Source organism: Phenylobacterium aquaticum (assembly GCF_022695515.1).
In the GTDB taxonomy this organism is placed as follows: Bacteria; Pseudomonadota; Alphaproteobacteria; order Caulobacterales; family Caulobacteraceae; genus Phenylobacterium; species Phenylobacterium aquaticum.
In genome coordinates this window covers 1-5,471 of the sequence record NZ_JALDPT010000077.1, presented here as the reverse complement: position 1 = coordinate 5,471, position 5,471 = coordinate 1, and the positions used below count along the sequence as shown (strand labels likewise).

Annotated in this window: 5 protein-coding genes and 1 pseudogene; 2 read left to right on the top strand and 4 right to left on the bottom strand. The window is 67.4% G+C overall.

All coding sequences use genetic code 11. The features are described from left to right. Window positions 1-576: 576 nt before the first annotated feature. Both MQH10_RS26025 and MQH10_RS26020 read right to left on the bottom strand, forming a co-directional pair. Window positions 577-1,209 carry a LysE family translocator gene (locus MQH10_RS26025; RefSeq protein ID WP_242566875.1) on the bottom strand — a complete coding sequence of 211 codons (633 nt, stop codon included), beginning with the start codon at window positions 1,207-1,209 and terminating at the stop codon, window positions 577-579. Window positions 1,210-1,251: 42 nt separating this feature from the next. Then, entirely contained in the window at window positions 1,252-1,659 is a 408-nt protein-coding gene (locus tag MQH10_RS26020; RefSeq protein ID WP_242566874.1) for an MAPEG family protein, read from the bottom strand. Window positions 1,660-1,793: 134 nt separating this feature from the next. Here MQH10_RS26020 and MQH10_RS26015 point away from each other — a divergent pair, with 134 nt between their 5' ends. Further along, window positions 1,794-2,030, top strand: a complete 237-nt coding sequence (locus MQH10_RS26015; protein WP_242566873.1) for a KTSC domain-containing protein — start codon at window positions 1,794-1,796, stop codon at window positions 2,028-2,030. Here the strand turns inward: MQH10_RS26015 and MQH10_RS26010 are convergent. Continuing rightward, a pseudogene (locus tag MQH10_RS26010) lies at window positions 2,012-2,703 on the bottom strand (MarC family protein). The gene MQH10_RS26015 and the pseudogene MQH10_RS26010 sit on opposite strands and share 19 nt — an antisense overlap. A gap of 103 nt (window positions 2,704-2,806) precedes the next feature. On the opposite strand from MQH10_RS26010, the gene pyrF reads away from it, so the two are divergent. Continuing rightward, window positions 2,807-3,496, top strand: coding sequence for an orotidine-5'-phosphate decarboxylase (gene pyrF / locus MQH10_RS26005; RefSeq protein ID WP_242566876.1), 690 nt, complete (start codon window positions 2,807-2,809; stop codon window positions 3,494-3,496). A gap of 15 nt (window positions 3,497-3,511) precedes the next feature. Here the strand turns inward: pyrF and MQH10_RS26000 are convergent. Further along, the coding region (locus MQH10_RS26000; RefSeq protein ID WP_242566872.1) for a TonB-dependent receptor plug domain-containing protein at window positions 3,512-5,471 on the bottom strand (1,960 nt) is incomplete at its 5' end.

Here is a 5,471-nt window from a genome sequence, read left to right as displayed (position 1 = left end):
TCCGTTCTCCAGGAAGGTGAGCGCGCGGCCCGCCACGCCCAGGTCCTTGGCCGCATCCGCATGGCCGATCCCCGGCGCCGCCAGCGCCAGCGCCGCGGCGAGCGCCGTCAGCGATGTCTTGAATTGAGTTTGCATCTTTTCCCCTCGCCCCATTGGGCCGATGCCCGGAAGATGACGCGGGTGGGAAATGAATTCAAATATGACCGAGTCGTTTACCTATTTTTGGAAAGTATAATTGCGACATTACCTAGTATCAGGTTCGTCATACTTTTGGTTAATCACAAAATGACGCCGGCCATACCGACAGGTAATATCGTCGTTATCGATGATGATCCTGATTTTTGACAACTCCGCGCAATTAATTTCGCGCGAATGTAGGGACGTCGCCCGGGACAAGTAGAGTTTTAGTCAAGTCCCCACGCGGTATGGCCGGCGGAGGTTTCTGCCCCCTCCCCATCGGCTAGACTTGAGCGGACATCTTGACGCACCCCCGCGCACGCCGGTCCGGTCCGCGGGATTTCGCTCGATTTTTCAAAGAATTATACCCAAAATGGCAGTAACGCCGCGTCGCCCGGCCTAGTGGCGAAGCGCCATCAGGGCCGCGGCGGCGAGCAGGAGCAGCCCGACGCCCACCTGAAACACCCGCCGGAACCCGGGCTCCGTCATCCGCGCCGCCAGGGCCGCTCCGCCCAGGCCGTAGCTGCTCATCGAGATCAGGTCGAAGCCGATCGTCGCACAGGCGAAGGCCAGGAGCTGGCTCGGCAACGGCCGATGCGGATCAAGGAAGGGCGGCAGGACGGCGGTGAAGAACAGGACCGCCTTGGGATTGGAGATCTGCACCGCGAAGCCGTCGCGCAGCGCCGATCGCCCGGGCTTGAACCGCGACGGAGCGAGCTCCCCGCCCGCCTGGCGCGCGGCCAGCAGGCTCTTGACCCCCAGCCAGGCCACATAGGCGGCGCCGGCCAGGGCCACGAGATGAAAGGCGCGGGGAAAGGCCAGGATGATCCCGCCCAGGCCCAGGGCGGCGGCGGCGAACCAGACCAGGGTGGCGAGGTTCATGCCGGCGACCGCGGTCAGGGCCGCGGCCTTGCCCTTCTCGGCGCCCGTCGCGATGGCGAAGACATTGGCGGGCCCCGGGGTGACCGCCATGACGGCCATCACCCCCAGGAAGGTGGCGAAGCGGGCGGGATCGACGGGGAGCTGGACCATGGCCTGCGCCAGATAGGCCCCCCGCGCCCCGCCCGAAAGGCCCTAATAGGTTCCGGTCGAGACCATGGTCCAGACGATCTTGCCGAGCGCCCCGAACAGCAGGACGGCGACGGCGAGCGACTGGACCAGGAAGCCCAGCTCACGCTTGCCCGGATCGGCCACGTAGCCGACGGCGTAGAGGATGCGCCCGACGATCCAGACCAGGCCGGCGATCGCGGCGATCCGGTCGTTCCAGAACACGGCGAACAACCACAGGCTGGGCAGGAAGATCGGCAGCCATTCCAGGGTGTTGGCCTGGACCCGGACATTGCGCTCCAGGTGAGGGTCGCCGGTCATGGCCGGAGCCTTGATGCCGGTTTTTTGACGAGCGCCGCCGACGCGCAGCCCCATCCAGAAATAGACAAGCAGCGCCAAAAGCGTGACGATCGCCACTTCGTAGTGCGGTTCCATGGTTCCCCCTTGTTCCGGCCCGGATCAGTGTCGGCCGATTGAGCGTGAAGTTCGCATAAGGAAGGGCGTGCGGGAACCATCCCACGGCTTTCAGGCGTTTTCCTTCAAACCCACGGCCCTCCAGGAGGTCCAGGATGCCTGTCGAGTCCGCGTCCATCGCCGCGATTCGCTATGACGAATCCCGCGCCAAGCAGACGGTCCAGTTCGAGGACGGTTGCGCCTATATCTATGTCGGCGTCCCCGGGGAGGTGCATCGCAGCTTCCTCGACGCCGGATCCCGCGACGCCTTCTTCGCTGACGAGATCTGCGACCAGTATCCCTACAACCGGCTGGACGCCCCGCCGGACGGGGGTCAGCGCGCGTCCTTGTAGGGGGCGGAGGCCTTTTCCAGGATGACCCCGTGGGTGGCGTCGGCGACGCCCGCCATCACGAACTGCACCGCCATGGCGCAGAGGATCAGGCCCAGCACCCGCACCACGATGGTCATGCCGATGCGGCCCATCACCCGGCTGATCAGGGGGCTGGCCCAGAAGGACAGCATGACCGAGAGCGAGATCGCCGCGATGACGCCCAGGCCGATGGCCGCGCCCGACAGGCCGAAGGCCTTGGCCTCGCTGGCGTAGATCACCACGGTGGAGATGGCGCCCGGCCCGATCAGCAGCGGCATGGCGAAGGGCACGATCATCCGCTCGAATCGCTTGCGCGCATGGGCCCGGCCCTCGCCGGCCTCGCCCTCGCCGGCCCCGGAGAAGGTGGACACGAAGTCGTCGCGGCCATGTCCAGGCCGAGCAGGAACAGGATGATGCCGCCGGCGATGCGGAAGGCCGGCAGGGAGATGCCGAAGAAGGCCAGCAGGCTGACGCCGGTGAAGTAGAAGAAGGTCAGGAAGAACAGCACGAACAGGGCGATATAGATCGCGATCAGCCGTGAATCCTTGCCCCGCACCCCCGAGGTCGCGGCCGCGAACAGGGGCACGTTTCCGATCGGATCGATCAGGGCGAAGAGCGCGACGAAAAAGTTGACCGCGAAGTTCTGAGGGCTCATGGGACGGTCTTAGCCCAATTCGCCGCGTCCGCCGACCTCCCGTGCGAGGCCGCGTCAACCTGCCTGGAGTCCGCCCATGTCCAGTCTCGTCGCCGAGCTTCCCGTGAAGGCCGATCCGCGCCTGATCGTGCCGTTGGACCTGCCGACCACCGCCGAGGCGCAAGGGGTCGTCGAGGCCCTGGGCGAGGCGGTCAGCTTCTACAAGGTGGGGCTGGAGCTATTCGCCACCGACGGCATGGCGCTGGCCCGGGCGCTCAAGGCCCAGGGCAAGCAGGTGTTCCTGGACTGGAAGCTGCACGACATCGGCACCACGGTGCAGCGGGCCGCCGCCGTCCTGGCCGACACCGGCTGCGACCTCCTGACCGTGCACGGCGAGCCCCAGGTCATGGCCTCAGCTGTGCGCGGGCGCGGGCGCTCGGACCTGAAGATCCTGGCGGTCACCGTGCTGACCAGCCTGTCGGACGCCGACCTCGTGGAAATGGGCTATGCCGAGACCGCCAAGGCGCTGGTCGAGCGGCGCATTCACCAGGCGCTGGACGCCGGCTGCGACGGGGTGGTGGCCAGCCCGCACGAGGCGGCTCTGGCCCGCGCGATCGGCGGCAAGGACTTCCTGGTGGTGACGCCGGGCGTGCGGCCCGACTGGGCGGCCAAGAACGATCAGGCCCGGGCGGCGACCCCGGCCGACGCCATCAAGGCGGGCGCCTCGCACATCGTCTGCGGCCGGCCGATCACCGGCGCCAACGACCCCCAGGCCGCCGCGCGCCGGATCATCGCCGAGATGGCGGGGGCCTGAACCCCCGCCCCCTGATCACCAGCTCTTCGAGACCGAGAGCAGGATCCGCCGCTCGGCGGCGAGCCCCGTCGACTTGGCCTGGAACTGACCGTCGTCCAGCAGGTTCTGGCCGCTGAGCGCGAGGGTCAGTCCCGACGCCGTCTGGTATCCGACCCGGGCCGCCACCGAGGTGTAGCCGGCGACCGGTTCAAGCGTCTGGTTGGCGGTGTAGGAGTTGAACTTCGAAACGCTGTGGACATAGACGTCCGCCGCCCAGCGGTCATTGGTCCAGCCGACCGACAGGTTGCTGCGATATTTCGGACTGGTCTCACCGAACGCCGCCAGGCGCAGGATCGGGCTGTAGCCGGGGATCGGCTTGTCCTTGATGTCGACGTAGGTCGTGTCGGCGCTCCAGCGGAAGCCCGTCCCGAACTTGCCGGCGCCCGACAGCTCCACCCCCTTCATCTGCGACTTGCCGATGTTGAGATAGGTGATCGCCGGATAGGTCGTGGCCGTCGCCGGAATATCGATCTGGAACTTGGAGACCCCGCTCTTCACGTCCTCGGTGGTCTGGGCGAAGGCCTTGACCGCCACATGGGCGCGCAGGCTGCGCAGCTCGCGCTCATAGGCGACCTCATAGCTGGTCACGAGCGCAGGCTGCAGATTCGGATTGCCTAGGGTCGCCGTGCCCTTGGGCGGGGCGGTGGTGGGCAGCACCTGGCGCGAGCCCAGCTCCACCAGGGTCGGGGCCTGGACGCCGCGGGCGGCGGTGAGCCGCAGGGTGTCCGCGTCGGTCAGAGCGACGACCGCCCCGAGATTGGCGCTGACCTTGTCGATCGACTTGTCCCAGGCCGAGTTGCTGGTCACCAGCACGCCGGCGGGGAAGGTCCCCGTGCGGCTGAGCTTCAGGCTGTCCAGGCGGACCGCCGCCGTGAGCGCCACCGTCTTGCTGGTCTGCCAGTTCCACATGGCCGAGGGGGACCAGACGCGATAGCCGACCTCGCCGCCGGTCACCGGCGTCGTATTGACCTTGTTGTCGCGATATTCGAGCCCGAACCGGACGGTGTGGGCCGTGCCGATCTTGAGCAGGTCCTGCACCCGGGCCACCCAGATGGTGTTCTTGTAGTGCAGAGGCGCGGCGAGCGAATCGAGCTTGTTCACATAGGCCTGGGCCTGGATCGACCCAAAGGCGGTGTCGGCGTCGACCGTCGCCTTGGCGGAGCCGGTCTGCACCCGGTGGGCGACATAGGAATAGCTCGACAGCATCTCGGTCTGGCCGGAATTGGACCAGGAGGCCTCGACCCGCAGATCGGTCTTGGGCGCGAGTTCGCCGACCACGTCCAGCGCGGCCCGCGTCGCCCAGGGATTGGAGAGCTGGGAGGGCAGAATGGCCGGATTGCTGTTCGACCACTCGTCCTGCTTGTCGGCGCTGATCGAGAGCCGGCCGTGTAGGCTGCCGCCCAGGGCGTAGGTCTGGACCAGGCTGGCCGAGGCGTAGCCCAGGCCGCCGGCCTGGACCGTGGCGCTGTTGGCCGCGTCGAACTTCGGATTGTAGGTGATGATGTTGACCACGCCGGAGACGGCGTTGAAGCCGAACAGGGCGCTGTTGGGGCCCCGCACCAGCTCGATCTGGCGGATCTCCTCCAGGGCCACCGGCAGGGTGTGCCAGTCGGTGTAGCCGAAGTGGTCGAGATAGACCTGACGGCCATTGACCAGCACCAGCATCCGCGGCGACCGGGCCTGGTCGTAGCCGCGCACGCTGATCTCAGAGGCGCCGGCCGCGAAGGGCAGGATGTCGACCCCGGCGGTCCGCGACAGGATGGTCGGGATGTCGGTCGCCCCGGAGCGCTTGATGTCCGCGGCGGAGATGATGGTCATGTCGACCGGCGCTTCGGTAGAGCGCTGGGGCGAGCCGGTGGCCGAGGTGGTGACCGGCTCGTTGAACAGCTCCTGCAGGGAGCCGTAGTCGACGGATTGCGCGGCGGCCGGCAGGGCC